This is a genomic window from Acetobacter sp. A11-2 (assembly GCF_040208445.1).
Lineage (GTDB): Bacteria > Pseudomonadota > Alphaproteobacteria > Acetobacterales > Acetobacteraceae > Acetobacter > Acetobacter oryzoeni.
Genome location: NZ_CP157843.1, coordinates 871,644 through 892,193 on the forward strand (window position 1 = coordinate 871,644; position 20,550 = coordinate 892,193).

General features: G+C 51.0%; 17 protein-coding genes, 2 pseudogenes and 1 riboswitch. Of the genes and pseudogenes, 13 read left to right on the forward strand and 6 right to left on the reverse strand.

Annotated elements, in window-relative coordinates; genetic code table 11:
* Positions 1–5: 5 nt before the first annotated feature.
* From fdxH to ABNV41_RS04355, 4 genes are read left to right on the forward strand one after another with little or no spacing between them, the layout of a single operon-like run.
* Entirely contained in the window at positions 6–941 is a 936-nt protein-coding gene (gene fdxH / locus ABNV41_RS04340; protein ID WP_050819898.1) for a formate dehydrogenase subunit beta, read from the forward strand.
* A complete protein-coding gene (locus tag ABNV41_RS04345; RefSeq protein ID WP_050819897.1) occupies positions 941–1,594 on the forward strand; it encodes a formate dehydrogenase subunit gamma in 654 nt (217 codons plus the stop codon). Before fdxH ends, ABNV41_RS04345 begins: the two co-directional genes overlap by 1 nt.
* Positions 1,594–2,514, forward strand: a complete 921-nt coding sequence (gene fdhE / locus ABNV41_RS04350; protein ID WP_050819896.1) for a formate dehydrogenase accessory protein FdhE — start codon at positions 1,594–1,596, stop codon at positions 2,512–2,514. Before ABNV41_RS04345 ends, fdhE begins: the two co-directional genes overlap by 1 nt.
* A gap of 7 nt (positions 2,515–2,521) precedes the next feature.
* Positions 2,522–3,781, forward strand: a complete 1,260-nt coding sequence (locus ABNV41_RS04355) for a molybdopterin molybdotransferase MoeA (RefSeq protein WP_050819895.1) — start codon at positions 2,522–2,524, stop codon at positions 3,779–3,781.
* 1 nt (position 3,782) lies between these two features.
* Here the strand turns inward: ABNV41_RS04355 and mobB are convergent, their stop codons facing one another.
* The gene (mobB, locus tag ABNV41_RS04360) at positions 3,783–4,307 is read right to left on the reverse strand and encodes a molybdopterin-guanine dinucleotide biosynthesis protein B (RefSeq protein WP_087652060.1); all 525 of its coding nucleotides are present in this window, start codon (positions 4,305–4,307) and stop codon (positions 3,783–3,785) included.
* Positions 4,308–4,471: 164 nt separating this feature from the next.
* Between mobB and ABNV41_RS04365 the strand changes: the two genes are divergently transcribed.
* A protein-coding gene (locus ABNV41_RS04365) for an IS5 family transposase (protein ID WP_087651418.1) occupies positions 4,472–5,226 on the forward strand; the annotation gives its coding sequence in 2 pieces (ribosomal slippage) (positions 4,472–4,811 and positions 4,811–5,226; 756 coding nt in all).
* Positions 5,227–5,332: 106 nt separating this feature from the next.
* Complete coding sequence (locus tag ABNV41_RS04370; protein WP_349935084.1) at positions 5,333–6,328, forward strand: IS481 family transposase; 996 nt, start codon at positions 5,333–5,335, stop codon at positions 6,326–6,328.
* Between the two features lie 115 nt (positions 6,329–6,443).
* Here ABNV41_RS04370 and ABNV41_RS04375 read toward each other — a convergent pair.
* Positions 6,444–7,127 (reverse strand): annotated as a pseudogene (locus tag ABNV41_RS04375) (IS701-like element IS1452 family transposase); the annotation flags it as partial.
* Positions 7,128–7,218: 91 nt separating this feature from the next.
* On the opposite strand from ABNV41_RS04375, the gene ABNV41_RS04380 reads away from it, so the two are divergent.
* On the forward strand, positions 7,219–8,604 hold the full coding sequence (locus ABNV41_RS04380; RefSeq protein WP_012812390.1) for an IS1380-like element IS1380A family transposase: 1,386 nt from the start codon (positions 7,219–7,221) through the stop codon (positions 8,602–8,604).
* Positions 8,605–8,781: 177 nt separating this feature from the next.
* Here the strand turns inward: ABNV41_RS04380 and ABNV41_RS04385 are convergent.
* Positions 8,782–9,363, reverse strand: a pseudogene (locus ABNV41_RS04385) (IS701-like element IS1452 family transposase); the annotation flags it as partial.
* Positions 9,364–9,505: 142 nt separating this feature from the next.
* Here ABNV41_RS04385 and ABNV41_RS04390 point away from each other — a divergent pair.
* From ABNV41_RS04390 to fdhD, 3 genes are read left to right on the forward strand one after another with little or no spacing between them, the layout of a single operon-like run.
* Positions 9,506–10,501 carry an IS481 family transposase gene (locus tag ABNV41_RS04390; RefSeq protein ID WP_050820407.1) on the forward strand — a complete coding sequence of 332 codons (996 nt, stop codon included), beginning with the start codon at positions 9,506–9,508 and terminating at the stop codon, positions 10,499–10,501.
* 38 nt (positions 10,502–10,539) lie between these two features.
* Entirely contained in the window at positions 10,540–11,169 is a 630-nt protein-coding gene (locus ABNV41_RS04395) for a molybdenum cofactor guanylyltransferase (RefSeq protein WP_050819894.1), read from the forward strand.
* Entirely contained in the window at positions 11,169–11,993 is an 825-nt protein-coding gene (gene fdhD / locus ABNV41_RS04400; RefSeq protein ID WP_050820415.1) for a formate dehydrogenase accessory sulfurtransferase FdhD, read from the forward strand. Before ABNV41_RS04395 ends, fdhD begins: the two co-directional genes overlap by 1 nt.
* A gap of 39 nt (positions 11,994–12,032) precedes the next feature.
* Here the strand turns inward: fdhD and ABNV41_RS04405 are convergent, their stop codons facing one another.
* Positions 12,033–12,644 (reverse strand): glutathione S-transferase family protein, encoded by a 612-nt coding sequence (locus tag ABNV41_RS04405; RefSeq protein WP_050819893.1) that lies wholly within the window; start codon positions 12,642–12,644, stop codon positions 12,033–12,035.
* 178 nt (positions 12,645–12,822) lie between these two features.
* Positions 12,823–13,006: riboswitch (yybP-ykoY riboswitch) on the forward strand.
* A 4-nt stretch (positions 13,007–13,010) separates the two neighbouring features.
* Here ABNV41_RS04405 and ABNV41_RS04410 point away from each other — a divergent pair.
* A complete protein-coding gene (locus ABNV41_RS04410) occupies positions 13,011–13,601 on the forward strand; it encodes a manganese efflux pump MntP family protein (protein ID WP_050819892.1) in 591 nt (196 codons plus the stop codon).
* 9 nt (positions 13,602–13,610) lie between these two features.
* Here ABNV41_RS04410 and ABNV41_RS04415 read toward each other — a convergent pair whose 3' ends face one another.
* Both ABNV41_RS04415 and ABNV41_RS04420 read right to left on the reverse strand, forming a co-directional pair.
* Positions 13,611–14,195, reverse strand: coding sequence for a TetR/AcrR family transcriptional regulator (locus ABNV41_RS04415; RefSeq protein ID WP_230844513.1), 585 nt, complete (start codon positions 14,193–14,195; stop codon positions 13,611–13,613).
* 288 nt (positions 14,196–14,483) lie between these two features.
* Positions 14,484–14,909 carry an EF-hand domain-containing protein gene (locus ABNV41_RS04420; RefSeq protein ID WP_157668601.1) on the reverse strand — a complete coding sequence of 142 codons (426 nt, stop codon included), beginning with the start codon at positions 14,907–14,909 and terminating at the stop codon, positions 14,484–14,486.
* A 352-nt stretch (positions 14,910–15,261) separates the two neighbouring features.
* Between ABNV41_RS04420 and ABNV41_RS04425 the strand changes: the two genes are divergently transcribed.
* Together ABNV41_RS04425 and nifJ are read left to right on the forward strand one after the other, a co-directional pair.
* On the forward strand, positions 15,262–16,959 hold the full coding sequence (locus ABNV41_RS04425; RefSeq protein ID WP_050819890.1) for an NAD(P)-binding protein: 1,698 nt from the start codon (positions 15,262–15,264) through the stop codon (positions 16,957–16,959).
* Between the two features lies 1 nt (position 16,960).
* Positions 16,961–20,548 (forward strand): pyruvate:ferredoxin (flavodoxin) oxidoreductase, encoded by a 3,588-nt coding sequence (gene nifJ, locus ABNV41_RS04430; RefSeq protein WP_050819889.1) that lies wholly within the window; start codon positions 16,961–16,963, stop codon positions 20,546–20,548.
* Positions 20,549–20,550: the final 2 nt, after the last annotated feature.

Sequence of the window (20,550 nt, forward strand, 5' to 3'; positions counted from 1 at the left end):
CGCTGATGAGCATGCAGTCACAGGACATCATTCGCCGTTCCGCCACCAATGGGCTTACACCATCACCTCAGGCACGGCGGCATGAGCAGGAAGTTGCCAAGCTGATAGACGTTTCCCTCTGCACGGGGTGCAAGGGGTGTCAGGTGGCCTGTTCGGAATGGAATGATCTGCGAGATGAGGTTGGTCACAACGTAGGGGTGTATGATAACCCAGCAGACCTGACAGCAGAAACATGGACCGTCATCCGCTTTGATGAGGTGGAGGATGAAGGCGGTAAGCTGGAATGGTTGCTGCGCAAAGAAGGCTGTATGCATTGCGAGGACCCAGGCTGCCTGAAGGCGTGCCCAAGCCCCGGTGCTATTTTGCAGTTTGCCAATGGCATTGTGGATTTTCAGTCTGAACAGTGCATTGGCTGTGGGTACTGCATTGCGGGCTGCCCGTTTGATATTCCGCGTATCAACCCAAAAGATAACAAGGCGTATAAATGCACCTTGTGTGCAGATAGGGTTGCCGTAGGGCAGGAGCCCGCTTGCGTAAAAACCTGCCCAACCGGCGCGATATCTTTTGGTTCCAAAGCGGAAATGAAGGATCTGGCGCAAACCCGCGTGGAAGACCTGAAAAACCGTGGGCATGAAGGCGCAGGATTATATGATCCATCGGGTGTAGGCGGCACACACGTTATGTATGTGCTGACGCATGCCGATAACCCAACCCTTTACCACAGGCTACCAGCCGAGCCTCATATCAGCCCGGTTGTGCGTGGCTGGAAGGAATGGCTGAAACCGGTGGGTGCGCTGGGCTTTATTGCCACATTGGCTGGGGCTTTTGCGCATTACATGGCTGTTGGCCCCAATACTACAGATGAAACGGCACCGGAGGTTCCTGAAAAGGAACTGGTAGAGGCTGGCGAAAAACCGGACCAAAACGGGAGGGATGCGTAATGGATACTAAAAATCTTGTTCTGCGCACAAAGTTTATGGACCGGCTTTGCCATTGGACAATGGTTGCCTGTTTTTTTCTGGTCGCGCTTTCTGGAATCTCGTGGTTTTTCCCTAGCCTGAACTGGCTTGGTTATGTGCTCGGGCCACCACAGATGGCGCGGCTGCTGCATCCGTTTCTCGGTATTACAGTTTTTGTATTGCTGATGTGCATGTGCGTGCGCTTTGTGCACCATAACCTGTTTGTGCGTACGGATATTACGTGGTTTCGCCATATTGTTGATGTGCTGATGAACAAGCATGGCGAGAAACTGCAGATTGGCAAATACAATGCCGGGCAGAAGATACTGTTCTGGGGCATTATGTCACTTATCAGCCTGCTGCTTGTAAGTGGGTTAATGATCTGGCGTGCTTATTTTGCCATGTATTTTCCCATCCCTGTGGTGCGGCTGGCTTTGCTGGCGCATTCTGTTGCCGGGCTTGGGCTTATTCTGCTGGTGCTTGGGCATATCTATATGGGCATATGGGTGCGGGGTTCTATTGGGGGCATGGTTACAGGCTACGTATCCCGTGCATGGGCGCGGCAGCATCATGATCGGTGGTATGAAGAGGAAGTATTACCTGCTGAAACATCTTCTGCAAAACGGCCACACTAATGCGTTCTGAAACCGATATTGTTCCGCTGGATAAACGCACACCCGGCGTGCAGGCTATTGAGCCACTGATTTTTCCGATGCTGGAAGCTGTATATACACGCAGGGAAAAACGGCTCCGCTTGTTGGCAGAGCAACTGGGTGAAGCGGAGGGGGGATATTTTAAGTTCCTCTCTTATCTTGTGGAAGCGCAGCAGATTTTGAAACATATGCCACTTGGTGCAGCAGATGTTTCTGCTATTCGTGCGGTGCCCAAACAAGGGTGCGATCAAGATCATCTTGAAAAGCTGTTGTTGGAAATACCATCATGGCAACAGGCGTTTTTATTTTTGGTGCAGCAGGTGGGCTGTGTTGTACCAGAAACAACGCGCACAATGTTGGAAAAGTGTAGGCAGGATATTCCAGATTTAACAAAGCAGGCTGCCAGCTTGTTGTGTGGAGAGTATGCACAGGTTGATGCCGGGTTGGCCGTTATACTCTGGGCGGCTTTGTCTGTTTGTTGGGCGCAGGCTGTAGAACAGGATCAAAAACATATTCAGCAGGAACAACTTGTTGGAGAAGCCAGAGTATGCCCCTGTTGTGGTGCTCAGCCGGTAGCTAGCCTTGTATTGGGGGGAGACCGTGAGGGGCTGCGTTACCTTCAATGCAGTTTGTGTGAGACACGTTGGCACAGGGTGCGTGGTATTTGTGTGGAATGTGGTGCATCTGCTCATCTTGAACACTGGGCATTTGAAGATTTGAAAGCTCCTGTTCAGATAGAAAGTTGCGGAGATTGCAAAACATATCTGAAGGTTTTGCGGTTGGATTATGATCCAGAACTAGATGCACTTGCGGATGATCTGGGTAGCTTTGCTTTGGATACAGCCGTAGAGCAGCAGGGCTTTGCACGCGCAGGTTTAAATCCGTTCTCATTTCCGGGGTAATGGCTGTATGGTTGGTTCTTTATTAGCCTCAGCTGTTTCAGAACAAAAATGTACGGTGCCAGAGATGGTGGTGTATGATGAAGCACAGGCTCTTCTTGCAGCCTGTACGCAAAATATACCGTTACTTGCACCAGAATTTATATCTATCTCGCAGGCATGCGGTCGTGTTCTTGCCGAGGATATAAGGGCAGAGGTGCCACGCCCCGAAACTGATATCTCAGCAATGGATGGGTATGCATTCCGCTGTGCAGATATGGAAAAGGCGGGTGATATAGGTTTGCCTCTTTCTGGGCAAATCGTAGCAGGGGACACTCCACCACCTTTGGAACAAGGTGTTGCATATAGCATTCTGACAGGTGCGCGCATTCCTGCTGGGGCAGATTGTGTTGTGGCTCAGGAACGCACATCCATAACGAACGGACATGTGCATTTGTTGGAGCAGAATGCCAGAAATGGTTTGAATATTCGGCGGAGTGGGGAAGAGTTTTGTAAAGGTGACATGTTGCTTGGGCGTGGCCAAAGGCTGGATTGGCGGCATCTGCCCCTATTGGCGCACCAAGGTAAGGAGCAAGTAGCTGTCTATAAACGTCCGAAAATTTGTGTTGTGGCTAATGGAGCAGAGTTTGGTGCAACAGCAACGGATTGCCGCACGGAACTAAATACACAGCTATTGGCAACAATGCTGCAAAATGAAGGTGTGTTGGTCACGCGTTGTGTGTGTAGCTCAGACAGTGAAGAGGATTTACACAAGCTGCTTCATCAGTGTGCGCAGGAAGCTGATATTCTTATCACTACAGGTGGTATTTCTGTTGGGCAAACCGATCATGTTCTGCCTGTCCTCAGCCAAATGGGTGCCACGTGTCTTTTTCGACGCGTTAAAATGCGCCCCGGCAAGCCCATGACAGTTATGCAACTAGGCCAGAAAATGGTGTTCTGTTTGCCGGGAAACCCAGGGGCTGCAGCTATATGTGCGCAACTGTTCGTTGTGCCATTTTTGCATGGTCTGACTGGCGCAAAGCAGGGAAAAAATGCAAGTAAGCCTATAGAAGGAAAAAGCAGTTTTTCTTATGTTGCGGCAACAGATACAACCTGCTTTTTGCCAGTACATTTTACGGAAAATAGGGGAGAAAACCTTATAAACCTTGTGCGGTCTGTTGGAGCTTCTGATATTCTTTGCCTCACACGGGCTAGCGGTCTTCTCAAAGTCTCGGCTGGTCAATCCTTGCAGGATGGAGATGTCTGCGAGGTCATACCTTTTACAGTTTAGTTTATACTTTCAACGCATAAGCGTGTTTACGGATATATGCTACAATAGCCATTGTATCATTCAGATCCAGAAGAGTGAGACTATCTGGAACATCTGGTATGTTAGACTTGTCTGATGCGATAGCAACAATGCCCGGTGTTTGTGGGTATAAAGGGTCTTTTCCTATAGTGGGCCTCCATACCTCTAGGCAGATAGGTACGGTTACATGAAAGCCTTCTACCAACACCAGATCAACAGCCCGCATGCTCTGTAGTAGGTCAGATATGGTGGGTAGGCTATTACATTCATGCTGAAGCACCCATCGTTCCGGGGTGGCGAGCATAACTTCTGTTGCACCATTTTGTCTGTGCACAAACGTATCTTTACCTGGTTTGTCCATATCTACACCATGATGCGTGTGCTTGATGGTTGAGACACGCAAACCAAGATGACAAAATGCAGGAAGTAATCGTGATATCAAATGTGTTTTGCCAGACCCACTACGGCCGATAATGCCAAAAATAAGCTGCGTACGTTGAGACATCATGCTTGCAAAACCAATGAGAGATCTAAAAGGTCCTTAGATTTTAGAATGTGCAAAACGTAAAAACTACGGCGTGTCGTCAGTTAAGCCCTGAGAGTGGCACGTGAGGGTTGTACTTTGTGTCTGCGTGTGCTGACTGTTTTCCCATTTTTTGGGGAGACAGACAGATGCGGCGCTATAGTTTACGCGATGACCAGTGGGAGCGGATAAAGGATCTTCTTCCTGGTCGAGAAGGCTATGTCGGCGGCACTGCGGTGAACAACCGTCTGTTCGTGGAGGCGGTGCTGTATCGCTATCGCGCGGGTATTCCATGGCGCGACCTTCCTGCCCGTTTCGGTGACTGGAAAAACGTGCACCGGCGTCTGCGCCGCTGGTGTGAAAGCGGCGTCATCGAACGGATATTTCGTTATCTGGCCGCTGATTACGACAACGAATACATGATGATCGACAGCACAATTGTCCGAGCGCATCAGCATAGTGCCGGAGCTCTCAAAAAAGGGGCACGGATCAGGCCATCGGACGATCACGAGGCGGGCTAACTACAAAGATCCATGCCATCTGCGACGCTCTGGGCAATCCAGTGGAACTCGGCATCACACCGGGACAGGATGCCGATATCACCCAGGCAGAACCACTTCTGGAAAACATCGAACCGGATGCTTTCCTTGCTGACAAGGCGTATGACGCGGACAGGTTGATCGATCGGCTGATACAGCGCGGGATTACCCCGGTCATCCCGCCAAAACGCAACAGAACGACACGACGGAAAACCGATTTTTCTCTCTATCGCGAACGGAACCTTGTTGAGAGGTTCTTCAATAAACTCAAGCAGTTTCGCGCTATCGCAACCCGCTACGATAAACTGAAATCGACCTTCCTCGCAGCCGTGCAGTTCGCCTCAATCATCATCCTGCTTAACTGACGACACGCCGTAGCTGTCAGGTTGTGAGACGTCATTGGGATGATGTAGCGTGGGCGATACCGCGTTATGCTTCGTTGTTTTCTTCCGTTTGCAGGGAGACCGAATGATGCTTCAGATCCACCCACAGGCACGCACGACACCGGCTGTCCGGGCTGAGATAGCTCGTTCGTCAGAACCGACATCCGTGCTCGCCAGACGCTACGGGATCAGCGATGAAACAGTCCGCAAGTGGCGCAGGCGTGGTTCGGACGCCTGTCAGGACCGCAGCAGCCGTCCCTGGAGGCTGGCCTGGAAAGCCTCGGAGGAGGAGCGCGCCATTGTCTGTCAGCTTCGGCGTTCTACCGGTTTTGGTCTGGATGATCTGACCTTTGTCTTACGGCATTTCCTGCCGCATCTGAACCGGGACAATATCTGGCGGATACTGAAAGACGCCGGATTGAACAGGCTGCCTCCTGTTCCAAAGGCCGGACCAGTTCGGGGACAGGGAAAGTTCCGCGATTACGATCCCGGTTATGTCCATATCGATGTGAAACATCTGCCAAAATTACAGACAGCAGATGGGGACCGGCGGAAACGTTTTCTGTATGTCGCCATCGATCGCTGTTCCCGTTCAGTGCACCTGGCTGTTTATGACGCGGAAAATGCGGATAATTCCGTTGATTTCCTCAATGCCGTCAAATCGGCCTTTCCTTTCCGGATCACCCATATCCTGACCGATCGTGGCTCCTGCTTTACAGCGGACGCCTTCGAAAAAGCCTGTCATGACATGGGAATCGACCGACGCCGGACCAAGGCTTACTCCCCTCAGACCAATGGAATGGTGGAACGCTTCAATGGCCGTGTCGCTACAGAAGTACTGCAGGTCTGTGTCTCAAACCATGAAGATCTGGAAATTCTGCTCAGAGGCTTCTGTTTCGCCTACAATCATCGCCCGCAGCGTGTTCTGGGCGGCATCGCTCCCGCCCAATGCATCATCTCATGGCTTGAAAAACATCCCGCGTCACGTAATCAAGACTATATCAAACCGGCTGGTCGTGACATCATGAAACAGGTCGACGAAATCCTTGATTACGCCAATGACGTCTCACAACCTGACATCTAGCACTACAGTTGCATTTTGTGTCGTGAGTGAGCGCGGATAGCACTGGCCTGATGCGTTCGTCGAAAGACGGACCATCTGAGGATGTGAGAGACGGGTAGTCTGCGTTGTGCAAGTTTTACGACGAGGCGCCTGATCTCCTGAATGGACCAGCGGACAAGGACTGTCGTGTTCTGAGTTGTGTTTTTTTCGGTTTCAGTGAGTTTGCCTGGTAACGGACACTGGCCATGACGGCATAGGCCAGCATGACCAGAGAGACATGCCGATGCCAACCATGCCAGGAGCGGGTCTCGTTATGATCAAGACCAAATTCGTTTTTGGCCGTCTCGAACCCTTCTTCGATCCTCCAGCGCGTCCCTTCAACGTTCACCAGTTCCTGCGTGGTTGTCCCTTTCGGGCTCCAGGTCGTAAAATAGGCAAGGTCCCCGTCAGCGATGTTTCGGCGGATCAACAGGCCACGTGTCCATGGTCCGGCTATAGGGCAGTCAAATTCTTCAGCATCCAGATCAGCAAGCGGAAGATACGCCCAGTCATAAAGTCGCTCACCTTTTGTGCCGTGCCCCGCTGACAGACGACGCCAGGCCTGGTCTGGCAGTCCTGCTGCAATATCTTTCGCCTCTCCGGCAATCAGCGGTTCCGTTGCCCATGATCCGAACCAGTGATTGCCCTTGACCCCAAGCACATATCCAATTCCTGCCCGGCGAAGCGTGCGTTCTACGTCGCCCACGCCATACACGCTGTCTGCTGCAACCCAGCGGAACGGCACACCGGCCTCAATACTTCGCTCAATCATCATCGACGCGGAAATCTCACAGAAGGGTTGTACATCGGGTTAGATTATGAAAAAGTCTGTTTTGTAGAAAAGAAATTTCCATAATCATCAAGAAAACCCGATGCAGACAGAGTGTAGCGCAGGCGCGTATGAGTTTCCAGCCTCCTGTGGACGGCGTGTTGTGGCCCGTTTTGACGGGGGTCGCATGAGTTCGGATGGGGGCGTCATTCTGGTGAAGCAGGCTGATGACATTCTGGGGCTCAGCCGCCGCTTTGCTGCCTGTTTTCGCGATAAGCGGCATCCCGGCTTTGTGGAATACCGGGTTGAAGACCTTGTCCGTCAGCGGATCATGGGCCTGGCACTGGGCTATGAAGATCTCAATGATCACGATGCCCTGCGGCATGACCTGATCTTTGGTCTGGCCTCGGGTCGTCTGTCAGGAGGCCGGGCAAACTGCGCAGCATTGGCTGGCAAATCTACACTGAACCGGTTGGAGCGCAGTGGGCACAAGGCAGATCGTTACTGTCGGATCATTGCTGATCATGAGGCCCTGGCTACCCTGTTCGTCACGCTCTTCCTTGACCAGCATGAGCACGCACCCGCCCGGATCGTTCTGGATGTGGATGCCACCGATGACCGTATCCATGGCCATCAGGAAGGCCGCGCCTTTCATGGATATTACGGCCATAACTGCTATCTTCCCCTGTATGTCTTCTGCGGGGACCATCTCCTCAGCGCTACCCTGCGCACGGCAGACAGGGACCCGGGGAAGGAAGCACTGGCAGACATCCGCCGGATCGTCGAGCAGATCAGGAGCCGTTGGCCCCGGGTGCGTATCCTGGTGCGTGGGGACAGCGGTTTCGCCCGGGACAGTCTGATGACATGGTGCGAAGACAACCACGTTGACTTCCTGTTCGGGCTTGCAGGCAACACCCGCCTGTATGACCGGATTGCCTCTTTGTCCGCTGAGGTTCGTGACGAAGCCGCCACGACAGGCAGAGCTGCGCGCGGTTTCGCCTCCTTTGACTGGATCACAAAGGACAGCTGGACGCGCCGCAGGCGGGTCGTGGCCAAGGCCGAATGGCGCCACGGCAACCGCTATCATCGCTTCATTGTCACCACCCTACCGCAGGGAATGTCCGACCCCCGCCATCTCTACGAACAGATTTACTGCGCACGCGGGGATATGGAAAACCGCATCAAGGAATGCCAGATGGATCTGTTCTCAGACAGGACCTCGTCCCACACCATCCGGGCCAACCAGCTCCGGCTGTGGTTCTCGGCCGCAGCCTATGTCCTGCTGACCGCTCTGCAAAGACTGGCCCTTGGCCAGACCAGCCTGGAGACGGCGACCTGTGGCACCATACGCGCACGGCTGCTCAAAATCGCGACACGTGTAACGCTCAGCGTCCGTCGGATTGTCCTGTCCATGCCGGACATGTTCCCCTGTCAGCATGAATTCGCCCTCGCTCATGCACGATTGCGAAGGCTCCGGCAGGCCATCTGAAGAAACAGACAGTGCACAGACCACATAGCTTCCACCAACACTGCCTTCTCAGGCCGTGACACCCTCACTGCGTTCAGAACCCGCCGCCAGAAGCAGAATATCGTCAATATTCCAGATCGGGCTCCTGTGGGATGACTGAATTCTACAAAATGACCCGAAATTGCCTCAAGTGTGAGAAATCCGCGTCGAGGCTAACGCCGGTTTGGTTGCAAACACCACGTCATCGGGAACGTGGGCCCGCTTCAGACGCTCAGGCTTTGATGTCCAGTCTTTCGGGAGATACAGGGCGCGGTCAATAAAGGCATGCCCCCGTTCCGAAACATAAGCGCCAAACACACCAATCTGGCAGTTCGTGATCTTGCCGGCAGATCCCGTATACTGCCGCCCCACACCGCAGGACGCCTGACCCTTCTTCAGAAAACCGGTCTCATCAATGACCAGCACGCCCTCTTCAGTGCCCAGATGCTCAATCACATAATCCCTGACGACGTCACGAAGGGCATCGGCATCCCAGTGCCCGCGTCCCAGAAGCGCCTGCTGCCGCCATGGACCAGGATCTCCTGCGGCTTCCGCTCGCATCCATCCCGTCTTGCGTGGTTCATTGCCAATCAAAACATCAAGAAAAGCACAGGCCGAATCTACGACACGTTTTTGCGTGAACAGCGGCGCCATCCGATCCTTGGCGGACCGAAGCGAGCGCGCCCATAATTCCAGCGTCTCTTCAACAGACGTACCGCCACTCATCATATCCTGAATCATGGTTACCCATAGATTCAGAACTCAACACAAAATGCAACTGTAGTGGTAGATGTCAGGTTGTGAGACGTCATTGGGATGATGTAGCGTGGGCGATACCGCGTTATGCTTCGTTGTTTTCTTCCGTTTGCAGGGAGACCGAATGATGCTTCAGATCCACCCACAGGCACGCACGACACCGGCTGTCCGGGCTGAGATAGCTCGTTCGTCAGAACCGACATCCGTGCTCGCCAGACGCTACGGGATCAGCGATGAAACAGTCCGCAAGTGGCGCAGGCGTGGTTCGGACGCCTGTCAGGACCGCAGCAGCCGTCCCTGGAGGCTGGCCTGGAAAGCCTCGGAGGAGGAGCGCGCCATTGTCTGTCAGCTTCGGCGTTCTACCGGTTTTGGTCTGGATGATCTGACCTTTGTCTTACGGCATTTCCTGCCGCATCTGAACCGGGACAATATCTGGCGGATACTGAAAGACGCCGGATTGAACAGGCTGCCTCCTGTTCCAAAGGCCGGACCAGTTCGGGGACAGGGAAAGTTCCGCGATTACGATCCCGGTTATGTCCATATCGATGTGAAACATCTGCCAAAATTACAGACAGCAGATGGGGACCGGCGGAAACGTTTTCTGTATGTCGCCATCGATCGCTGTTCCCGTTCAGTGCACCTGGCTGTTTATGACGCGGAAAATGCGGATAATTCCGTTGATTTCCTCAATGCCGTCAAATCGGCCTTTCCTTTCCGGATCACCCATATCCTGACCGATCGTGGCTCCTGCTTTACAGCGGACGCCTTCGAAAAAGCCTGTCATGACATGGGAATCGACCGACGCCGGACCAAGGCTTACTCCCCTCAGACCAATGGAATGGTGGAACGCTTCAATGGCCGTGTCGCTACAGAAGTACTGCAGGTCTGTGTCTCAAACCATGAAGATCTGGAAATTCTGCTCAGAGGCTTCTGTTTCGCCTACAATCATCGCCCGCAGCGTGTTCTGGGCGGCATCGCTCCCGCCCAATGCATCATCTCATGGCTTGAAAAACATCCCGCGTCACGTAATCAAGACTATATCAAACCGGCTGGTCGTGACATCATGAAACAGGTCGACGAAATCCTTGATTACGCCAATGACGTCTCACAACCTGACAGGTAGAATTAACAAGAAAGATATTTAAAAATGGTGGAACAGGCATGAAAATAGCAGGACTGGTGTTGGCTGGCGGACAGGCTAGCCGGATGCATGGGCAGGATAAGGCCTTTTTGAATACGGGAAAGGGTCTTGCCTTAGATTGTGTTTTTGCACGATTGCAGCAGGAGTGTAGTGCTGTAGCCATTAGCGCTAATGGTGATCCCGCACGGTTTGGTGCATGGGAATGTCCTGTTTTGCCAGATAGCCTATACAATGTAGGGCCACTGGCAGGCGTGTTAAGCGGCTTGGAATGGGCAGAAAACAATGGGTACAATACGCTTATAACAATACCGGTAGATACGCCGTTTACTCCAGCGGGGCTTGTGGATGCACTTATGCCTGCACCTTCGTATGCACGTTGTGGGGGGCAGTCTCATCCATTAGTGGCAGCATGGCCTGTTTCCGCTAGGCCTGTATTGGCAGCGCAGTTATCTTTTCTGACACAGGAGAACAAAAAGCATCAAACACGTGTGCGCACATTAGCAAATACCTTAGGGGCGCGTGCTGTAGATTTTCCTTTAGTAGAGGGAATGGATCTTTTTATGAATATCAATACGCCGCAAGATCTCATACTTGCGCAAAAATATTGCGCTTCTGTGCGTAATGCTGATGCTGCAAAAGGCAATGGATGATGGCGGAAGATATCTCCTTTCCTGTAGTTTTGTCGTACGAAGCAGAACGGATAAGCTGGCAGCAAGGCGATGACATTGCGATTAGTGCGCGAGAGTGCAGTACGCTTATGGCCGCAGAAGAAGTGCCTCTAGCTCTGGTATATAATGGCATTGATTACGCGGTTATGATGATAACGCCGCATGATATAGATGATTTTGTTGCAGGATTTTCTTTTACAGAAAATGTTATTTCTTCCTTTGTGGATTTACGACACATAAAAATAACGGCACAGCCTGATGGTTTGCGTGCTGATGTGCGGGTAAATGCCGAAGCCTTGCGCAAGGTGTTGGCTCGTACGCGTCGTCCGATAGCTGGCCGGACAGGGTGCGGAGTTTGTGGCGCCGATATGGAGAGTATCACAAACCGCAACATATGCGGTGTAAGCGGGCAGGAGCCTGATGCGGGTGCAATCCATAAAGCGCTGGAAAATTTACGGAGCCATCAGGTTTTAAATAAAGGCATAGGTATGCTGCACGCAGCAGCATGGTGTCTACCTAATGGCCATATTGTGCATGTGCGAGAAGATGTTGGCCGCCATAATGCGTTGGATAAACTGATAGGTTACGGGCTAAGGAATCAAGTAGATTTCACGCAGGGATTCTGTTTTTTAACAAGTCGCTGTTCTTATGAGATGGCGGCAAAAGCCATTGCTGCAGGAATGTCTGCCGTGGTGTCGCTGTCTGCGCCTACAGCACTTGCGGTGCGCACGGCACGTGCCGCAGGGTTGGTTCTCATTTCTCCAGCACGGTCAACCGGCATGTATGTGGTTTCTCCCGCCCCATAGAATTGAGAGAGTATCTGTTAGGGCGGGAAGAGTAATTGCTTACGCCAAGCCTTCTGCTTTAAGCGCTGCCTGCGTGGCGGGGCGGTTGAACACTTTGTCTCTGAGTGCACGTGCTTTGGGGTAAGCTGTCAAATCAATTTCCAAAGGTGTTGCCCAGCTTAAAATTACGGCCATAAGAGCATCAGGCTGACTAAAACCAGCAGGAAGCAAATAGTCTGTGCCATTGCTTTCCAGCAATTGCTCAAGCTGCTCCAACCGCCGGATGACTGTTTTCAGGCAAAGTGCATGTGTGGTATCAGATAGATCTGGGGTAAAGAGCATGCCAAAAGCACTGTGTACGTCTTCACAAAAACCCAGAGCTTCCAGCATGCGTGAGCGATCTAATGAACCTTCTGCAGGCCGAAAGGCCGCAATATCAGAAAGATTCCCAATGTAGGGTAAAATAGCTACGTTCTGTGTCAGCACCACACCGGGTGAAATTTCGATGGCAGGCACAGCACCGCGTGGGTTGATCTTGAGATAATCTTTACCGTCTTCCAATGTCTTGGTTTTCAAGTCCACTTTTTCCAGACCAAATGGAAGGCGTGTTTCGTTGAGAATAATATGAGAGGCTAAAGAGCACGCGCCCGGAGTGTAATATAATTTTATCATAGTGTTTTTGTCCTTTTTATTGGGTTTCTGTCACGCATAATTCGACTTCAGCATATTAACGGCTATTTCTGTCCAGCGTTCATCTTCTTATTTTGAATTATTATGAATGCCTCATATGCCGCGTGAAAGATTTTGGTTTTTCAGGCTCTTGCGGAACATCTGCGATATTGATACAGAGGCTCCGTTCATTGGGGAGTAGCCACCCTCTATTACATGAGGGGTCTTCGTCAACACACTTGGTCAGTCGACCATGGCGGAGACAGCGTTTTTTAAAAAACGCCCAGCAAGACCAACGGCATTATCGCTTCAGCTGTGGCCGGGGGGCGATGCATGCTGTTTTGCGTTTTGCGGCCCTTGGACTTGCTCATGACTGGTATTTTCACACTCGGTGTTCTGGGGCTTTCCCTTTCTGTGGATGCTTTTGCAGCCGCGGTTGGTAAGGGTGCCAGTGCCAAACATGCACGTTGGAACGATGCCCTGCGTATTGGTGCCGTGTTTGGATTTTTTGAGGCCATTACCCCTGTTGTGGGCTGGGTGCTTGGGCTGGCCCTAAGCACATGGATTGCCGCAGTGGACCATTGGATAGTCTTTGCGCTGCTGTGTGGCATAGGTGGCAACATGATCCGCCTGGCCATGAAAGATGAACCAGAAGAAGAGGCGCAAGCTGAACAGCCCAAAACTGCAAGCCGTGGTGTGTTGGGGCTGATTGGAACAGCCTTGGCAACCAGCATAGATGCAACCGCAGTAGGGGTTAGCTTGGGTGTTATGCAGGTGAATATTTTATCAGCTTGCTTGGTGATTGGTGCCGTTACCACGGTTATGGCAACGGCAGGAGTTATGTTGGGCCGGCACGCCAGTGTATGGATTGGCCGTTATGCAGAAATCTGCGGCGGAATAGCTCTGATGCTTATTGGCTGTTCGATCCTATACACGCACCTTACCTCTGCCGCGGGGTAAGGTAAAAAGTTAACCACATGCCGCAGCGGCAGCGCGGATACCTGCGGCAGTCATGCCAGCTGTCAGCCGGGATGTTTGATCAATATCGACTAAAGGGTTGCGCGCAATATACAGCAACCCTTCTAAAGCTGTTGTTAAAACAGCGGCTGCGATAAAATCCATACGTTCAGGAGATGTGTTTTTCATGGGGACCACCCTGAGCAGATTTTGCTTCAGGTCATCCAGCATTTCCCGTGTTTCACTCATATTAAAGAGCTTGGCTCTGATATGATGCTGATTGAGCTCTAAAAAATGTGGTGCACCATGAATACTTAGAAGCTCCCGAAAAGCCGCATACTGACTTTTCTGAAGCATAGTATCCAGGTTATTTTCCTCGCTACGTGCCAGGCGCGCAGCATCTCTTACGCGCTGTGCAACTTTTACGAGGATAATATCAAAGATGGTTTCTTTGGTTTTATAATAATTATAGAAACTTCCCGGTGAGACATTGCTAAGGGCAACGATGTCTCTTACCGTTGCTGCATCCAAGCCGATACTAGAAAAAACTTTCCATGCAGCGCTTTCAAAGGCGTCTTGCTTGAATGCGCGCGTCATTTCGCGTTTTTGAGAAGCGCGATAGGACTTTTTGGGTCTGGTTGTTGTTGGTTTAGCCTTGGTAACGGGCTTTTGCGGGTGGTCCGTCAATTTTTTACAAACTCCAGTGTCCTTCTCGTCCTTTGTTTACAGTAAAATTCTCCTATCTGAAAGCGGTAATAAAATAAGATTTAAAAAAGAGATATTTTTTAATACATCATAGAATAAAATGGAATATTTAAGTAAACAAAAATAAAAAACTAAAATAAATTATACCTAAAAATCAAAAGAATACGTAAGATTCATGCATTATTGCGGTTCTTTCCAATCATTAACATTTAAATAACCTTTTTGACCATGATCCATTTTACGAAATTCATCATTGAGAACAGCGTCTTGGGCTGATGTTGGAAGCATGGCAAAGCCTCGTGATGAAAAATCATTTCTGGAAGCCAGAATTTTTCTTACTTCTGTATCAAACTCATCAAAGGAGAGGCGGCCATCATGGTTGGTATCGGCATCATTAAAATCTTTTTGCCGATCTTGTTCAGAATAAGCGCTGGAGATGGTTTCTGCACAAAGTTTTCCGGGGTAGAAATTAAAAATAATGACAGATATTGCAATAATTTTTTGAGGAAGATTATGCCAGCGGAATAGATCAAAAAATCTATGAAAATCAGGATGTTTTATCGCTATAAAGGAAAAGTTTCTTTTCACAAAAACATTTGCCTGCATGTTGCGCCTAAGCTCCTTATTTTAGCAGAATGAAAGGGACTTGTGCGACAAATCTTAAAAAATGAATAATATGTCAAGTTAGTATTTTTTCGAATACAGCACTATTTTGGTTCTTATTTTCTTTATGAATAGGAATTATCGTCAAAAATTGTTTTTAATGAAACTTATTTGCAAAGAAATAATACCAATAAGACGGTAATTTCATCAATTTAAAGTTGACGTTTTATTCGATTTTTGTCTTCCTGCACAAAGCGCATTGCGGTGCATGCACATGTTTCAGAAATCTGTTCCGTAAATGCGCGTTGCTTGCGCACGGTCACCCTAATGGCCACGAGGTCGGGAGAGAACTTACATGACTATAAAGCTGCACGACATGACACAGGTCATGCAGGAGACAACACGGAAAGGTGTTGGGAGTTCTCGATGGCAAAGGCCGGTTTACAAACACTTTCTGCCACCTTGTAATCATGCCTGCCCTGCAGGGGAAGATATTCAGGGGTGGCTGGCACATGCGCAGGCCGGAGATTACGAAAAAGCATGGTACGCACTTACCGAAAATAACCCGATGCCCGCCGTGCATGGCAGGGCCTGCTATCACCCATGCGAAAGTGCATGTAACCGAGGCAGCTTGGATGATGCTGTTTCCATTCATGCTGTAGAGCGTTTTTTGGGTGACTTGGCAGTGCAGAATGGCTGGCATTTTCAGTCTGCGGCACCTACGGGTAAAAAAGTACTGGTTATAGGTAGTGGACCAGCAGGGCTTTCCTGCGCCTATCACCTTGCCAGGTTAGGGCATCAGGTTGAGATATATGAGGCAGCAGCAGAGCCGGGTGGAATGATGATGCATGGCATCCCCGCCTACAGGCTACCGCGCCAGCCTCTTAAAGATGAAATTGCCAGAATAACATCCATGCCGGGCGTTACATTGCGTTGTGGTATGCGGGTTGATGACGTTGCGCAGGCGCGTCAGCAAGGTGGGTTTGATGCCGTATTTGTGGCTGTCGGTGCCCAGTTGGCTAATCATCTTAATATCCCGGCAACGGATGGCAAGAAGCTGGTGGATGCTGTCAGTTTGCTGGATGAAGTGAGTAAAGGTGAAAAGCCCCAGTTAGGCCGCACCGTTGCCATTGTTGGTGGTGGCAACGTAGCAATGGATGCTGCCCGCACAGCAGAACGCTTGGGCGCCAAAGATACGGTTTTGATTTTCCGTTATGACCCCCAGCACATGGAAGCCCTGCCGAGTGAGGCTGAAGCTGCTTTTGCAGAAGGGGTTAAAATTGAATGGCTGAGCGTTGCTGACCATTTTGGTGCAGACGGGGTAACGGTTGAAAAAGTGACCATGAATCCAGATGGCAGCGTAACCCCTACAGGGCAGACCGCGCATTTGCCTGCAGATGCAATGGTTATGGCTGTTGGGCAACATAGTGATCTAGCATTGCTTAAAACAGCGCCTGCTATCAGCATAAATAAAGATGATACCGTTGCGGTAGATGCCTCAACCCTCATGACCGGGCAGGAAGGTATTTTTGCAGGAGGAGACTGCATAGGTGGTGCACGCACCATGACAACCGCAACAGGCCACGGCAAACTTGCTGCGCGTGCTATCAATGCTTATTTGGCCGGGCAGCGTTATGTGCATCCCGCAGCGCATCCTCTTGTTTCATTTGATATGCTGCATCTGCCAGATTACGCGCAGGCAGACCGAAGCAAGCAGCCAGAGCGCCCCTTAACAGAGCGTGCCGGGTTTGATGAAATATTCGCCGGTTTGGATGAAAAAACAGCACGTTATGAAGCCGGCAGATGCCTTTCCTGCGGCAACTGTTTTGAATGTGACAATTGCTATGCATCCTGCCCAGAGCAAGCCATTACACGGCTAGGACCGGGGAAGGGATATGCCGTTGCCATGGATATGTGCACAGGCTGCGCTGTTTGCGCAGAACAGTGCCCCTGCCATGCCATTGAGATGGACCCGGAACCTGTAGAGGCTACGCCACCCAAGGGAAGTTTGGGTGAGCCCGTTATGCCAACACGCTTCAAGGTGCGTGCATAAAATGGAGAATGTCATGACCGAACAACTCCAGACAATGGATGGCAATACATCTGTTGCGCATATTGCTTACCGTGTGAACGAAGTCTGTGCGATTTACCCTATCACGCCCTCATCCCCCATGGCGGAACTGGCAGATACGTGGTCTGATCAGGGTGTGCAGAATATCTGGGGTGAAGTGCCCGTTGTGCAGGAAATGCAGGCAGAAGGCGGGGCAGCCGGGTGTGTGCATGGGGCTTTGCAAACTGGGGCGCTTACCACAACATTTACGGCCTCTCAGGGCCTTATGCTCATGCTACCAAATATGTTCAAAATTGCAGGTGAGCTGACATCAACAGTTTTCTATGTAGCTGCGCGCGCGCTGGCGGCTGGTGCTTCCTCCATTTTTGGTGATCACCAGGATATTATGGCCACTCGCACAACAGGGTTTGCCATGTTGGGGGCGGGTTCTGTGCAGGAATCCCATGATCTGGCGCTGGTTGCTCAGGCAGCTACTCTGGCTGCGCGTATTCCCTTTATCCATTTTGCGGATGGTTTTCGCACATCGCACGAATACAACAGCCTTGCTGTGGTGTCGGATGATGTCATTCGCCAAATGATAGATGATCGGCTGGTGCATGCACATCGGCAACGTGCGCTTAATCCGGAACATCCATTCATTCGTGGTACCTGGCAAAACCCAGATACCTATTTCCAGACCAGAGAAGCCGTTAATCCATTTTATGAGCGCGTACCTGCCATTGTGCAGGATGCCATGGACAAGTTTGCGTCTCTTACGGGGTGCCAATATAGCCTGTTCCATTATACTGGTGCGCCAGATGCTGAACGCGTTGTTATTTCCATGGGGTCTGGTTCCGAAGTTGTGCGGGAAACTGCAAAATGGCTGAACGCACAGGGTGAAAAAGTAGGCGCATTGCAAGTGCGTTTGTTCCGCCCGTTTTCTGCAGAACATTTTCTAAAAGCCTTACCCCCAAGCGTAAAATCTATTGCAGTGCTAGATCGCACCAAAGAACCCGGGGCCCCTATGGAACCACTGCATGCAGATGTTGTAAGCGTGTTGGCAGAGGGAGTGGGGAATGGTCAGTTCTCACATATGCCGCGCGTTATTGGTGGGCGGTATGGGCTTTCTTCGCGTGATTTTAACCCGGCCATGGCACGGGCCGTTTTTGATGAACTCAAAAAACCAACACCCAAGAACCACTTTACAGTGGGTATTATTGATGATGTTTCCCATACAAATCTGGAGTATGATGAAACCTTCGATATAGAACCAGAAGGCACTGTGCGCTGTCTGTTTTATGGTTTGGGTGCTGATGGCACGGTGGGAGCCAATAAAAACAGTGTTAAAATCCTGAGTGAAAAACCGGGATGGTATGCGCAGGCCTATTTTGATTATGACTCCCACAAATCTGGAGGGGAAACTGCATCTCACCTTCGGTTTGGGAAATCTCCTATTCAGGCACCTTACCTTATCCGACATGCAGATTTTGTTGCCTGTCATAAGTTCGATTTTCTGTTCCGGCGCGATATTCTGGGTGCGGCCAATAACGGGGCCACGTTTCTGCTGAACAGCCCCTATGCGTCAGACAAGGTTTGGGAACAGCTACCACGCAAAGTGCAAGATCAGATTGTAGATAAAAAGCTGCGGTTTTTTGTTATTGATGCGTCAGACGTTGCGCTAAAGCTTGGCTTGGGGCCACGTGTTAATACCATTTTGCAAACATGCTTCTTCCATCTCTCCAATGTTTTGCCACCTGATGAAGCTATTTCTGAAATCAAAAAGTCCATTCAGAAAACCTATGGCGCAAAGGGTGATAGCGTTGTGCAGCTTAACTTCCGTGCAGTGGATGCCGCAGTGGCGGCCTTGCATGAAGTGGCTGTGCCGCCCAAAGCTGATGGCACATTACCTATGCCGCCAGTTGTGCCTGCATCTGCTCCAGTGTTTGTGCAGCAGGTTACGGCAGAAATTATGGCGGGCAGGGGCGAGAGTATTCCTGTAAGTCGTATTCCGGCAGACGGTACTTTCCCCGGAGGCACAACCCAGTACGAAAAACGAAATATTGCCGTAGAAGTGCCAATCTGGAACCCGGATACGTGCATTCAGTGCGGGCAGTGCAGTATTGTATGCCCACATAGTGTGATCCGAGCCAAGACATACGAAGACAAAGATCTGGCAGGCGCTCCAGAAAGCTTTAAATCAGCCCTAGTCAATGCACGAGGGTATCCAGATTCCCGCTTTACGCTCCAGTTTTATGTAGAAGACTGCACAGGTTGTGGCGTGTGTGTTGAAAACTGCCCAGCAATCAGCCCGGATGGTGAAACGCGCGCCATTAACATGGGCGAAAAATTGCCTATTCTGGAACAGGAACGCGGGAATATCGCGTTTTTTGAACATTTGCCAGAAGTGGATCGGGCTGCGATTAACGAAGCCAACGTGCGTGGTGTGCAGTTTCTGGAACCGCTGTTTGAATTTAGCGGCGCCTGTGCTGGATGTGGTGAGACACCATACCTGAAGCTGATCTCCCAACTTTTTGGAGATAGGTTGCAAATCGCCAACGCCACAGGCTGTTCGGCCATTTATGCGGGCAATACACCGGCACATGCATGGAAGGCCAATGCGCAGGGGCGTGGGGTTGCTTGGTCGAACTCATTGTTTGAAGACAATGCAGAATTCGGCCTTGGTTTCCGTCTGGCGGCAGATAAACAGGAATCTCTGGCACGGCAATTGCTGCAAAAACAGGCTGATATTGTGGGGCAGGATCTGGCAACGGCTATCCTGAACGCGCCACAGATTACAGAAAGCGAATTTGCGCTCCAACGTGCGCGTGTAAGTGCGCTACGAAGCAAGCTGGAGGCTGTTCATACACCTGATGCAGCCATGTTGCTTTCTGTGGCGGATTTTCTGATCCGGCGTTCCATCTGGATTGTTGGAGGCGATGGCTGGGCATACGATATTGATTACGGCGGCCTAGACCATGTGTTGGCGCAAGGGCGTAATGTAAACGTGATTGTGCTGGATACAGAGGTGTATTCCAACACGGGTGGGCAATCCTCCAAAGCCACTCCATTGGGGGCAGCAGCCAAATTTGCGGCAGGTGGCAAACGTGTGCCGCGTAAGGATCTGGCCTTGCAGACCATTGCTTACGGCAATGTGTATGTGGCCCAGATTGCGCTGGGGGCTAACCCGGAGCAGGCTATTATCGCAATGCGAGAAGCCGAGGCGTATGAGGGACCATCTCTTATTCTGGCGTATTCGCAGTGTATTGCGCATGGCATAGATATGCGTACGGGTATGAAGCAGCAGGCACGTGCTGTGGCATCGGGGTATTGGCCATTGTTCCGGTTTGATCCCACCATGCGCAAAAGCGGCCTTAACCCGTTCCGGCTTGATTCCACCCGCCCGCGTATTCCGTTGGAAGATTATGCGTATCGTGAACTGCGTTATAAAACTCTTACCCGTACGCATCCAGAAAGTGCTGCGCATTTGTTGCATCAGGCGCAGGCAGCCGCCAACGAGCGCTACCGGATTTACGAAGATATGGCCGCCCGTGATGGCAGCCGCTTCCTTCCCCATTGGGAAGATGTGAACTGAGG

Coding starts and splice junctions, on each gene's coding strand:
- fdxH (WP_050819898.1), top strand. CDS start 6: ATGAGCATGCAGTCACAGGACATCATTCGCCGTTCCGCCACCAATGGG.
- ABNV41_RS04345 (WP_050819897.1), top strand. CDS start 941: ATGGATACTAAAAATCTTGTTCTGCGCACAAAGTTTATGGACCGGCTT.
- fdhE (WP_050819896.1), top strand. CDS start 1,594: ATGCGTTCTGAAACCGATATTGTTCCGCTGGATAAACGCACACCCGGC.
- ABNV41_RS04355 (WP_050819895.1), top strand. CDS start 2,522: ATGGTTGGTTCTTTATTAGCCTCAGCTGTTTCAGAACAAAAATGTACG.
- mobB (WP_087652060.1), bottom strand. CDS start 4,307: ATGATGTCTCAACGTACGCAGCTTATTTTTGGCATTATCGGCCGTAGT.
- ABNV41_RS04370 (WP_349935084.1), top strand. CDS start 5,333: ATGCTTCAGATCCACCCACAGGCACGCACGACACCGGCTGTCCGGGCT.
- ABNV41_RS04380 (WP_012812390.1), top strand. CDS start 7,219: ATGCAGACAGAGTGTAGCGCAGGCGCGTATGAGTTTCCAGCCTCCTGT.
- ABNV41_RS04390 (WP_050820407.1), top strand. CDS start 9,506: ATGCTTCAGATCCACCCACAGGCACGCACGACACCGGCTGTCCGGGCT.
- ABNV41_RS04395 (WP_050819894.1), top strand. CDS start 10,540: ATGAAAATAGCAGGACTGGTGTTGGCTGGCGGACAGGCTAGCCGGATG.
- fdhD (WP_050820415.1), top strand. CDS start 11,169: ATGGCGGAAGATATCTCCTTTCCTGTAGTTTTGTCGTACGAAGCAGAA.
- ABNV41_RS04405 (WP_050819893.1), bottom strand. CDS start 12,644: ATGATAAAATTATATTACACTCCGGGCGCGTGCTCTTTAGCCTCTCAT.
- ABNV41_RS04410 (WP_050819892.1), top strand. CDS start 13,011: ATGACTGGTATTTTCACACTCGGTGTTCTGGGGCTTTCCCTTTCTGTG.
- ABNV41_RS04415 (WP_230844513.1), bottom strand. CDS start 14,195: ATGACGCGCGCATTCAAGCAAGACGCCTTTGAAAGCGCTGCATGGAAA.
- ABNV41_RS04420 (WP_157668601.1), bottom strand. CDS start 14,909: ATGCAGGCAAATGTTTTTGTGAAAAGAAACTTTTCCTTTATAGCGATA.
- ABNV41_RS04425 (WP_050819890.1), top strand. CDS start 15,262: ATGACTATAAAGCTGCACGACATGACACAGGTCATGCAGGAGACAACA.
- nifJ (WP_050819889.1), top strand. CDS start 16,961: ATGGAGAATGTCATGACCGAACAACTCCAGACAATGGATGGCAATACA.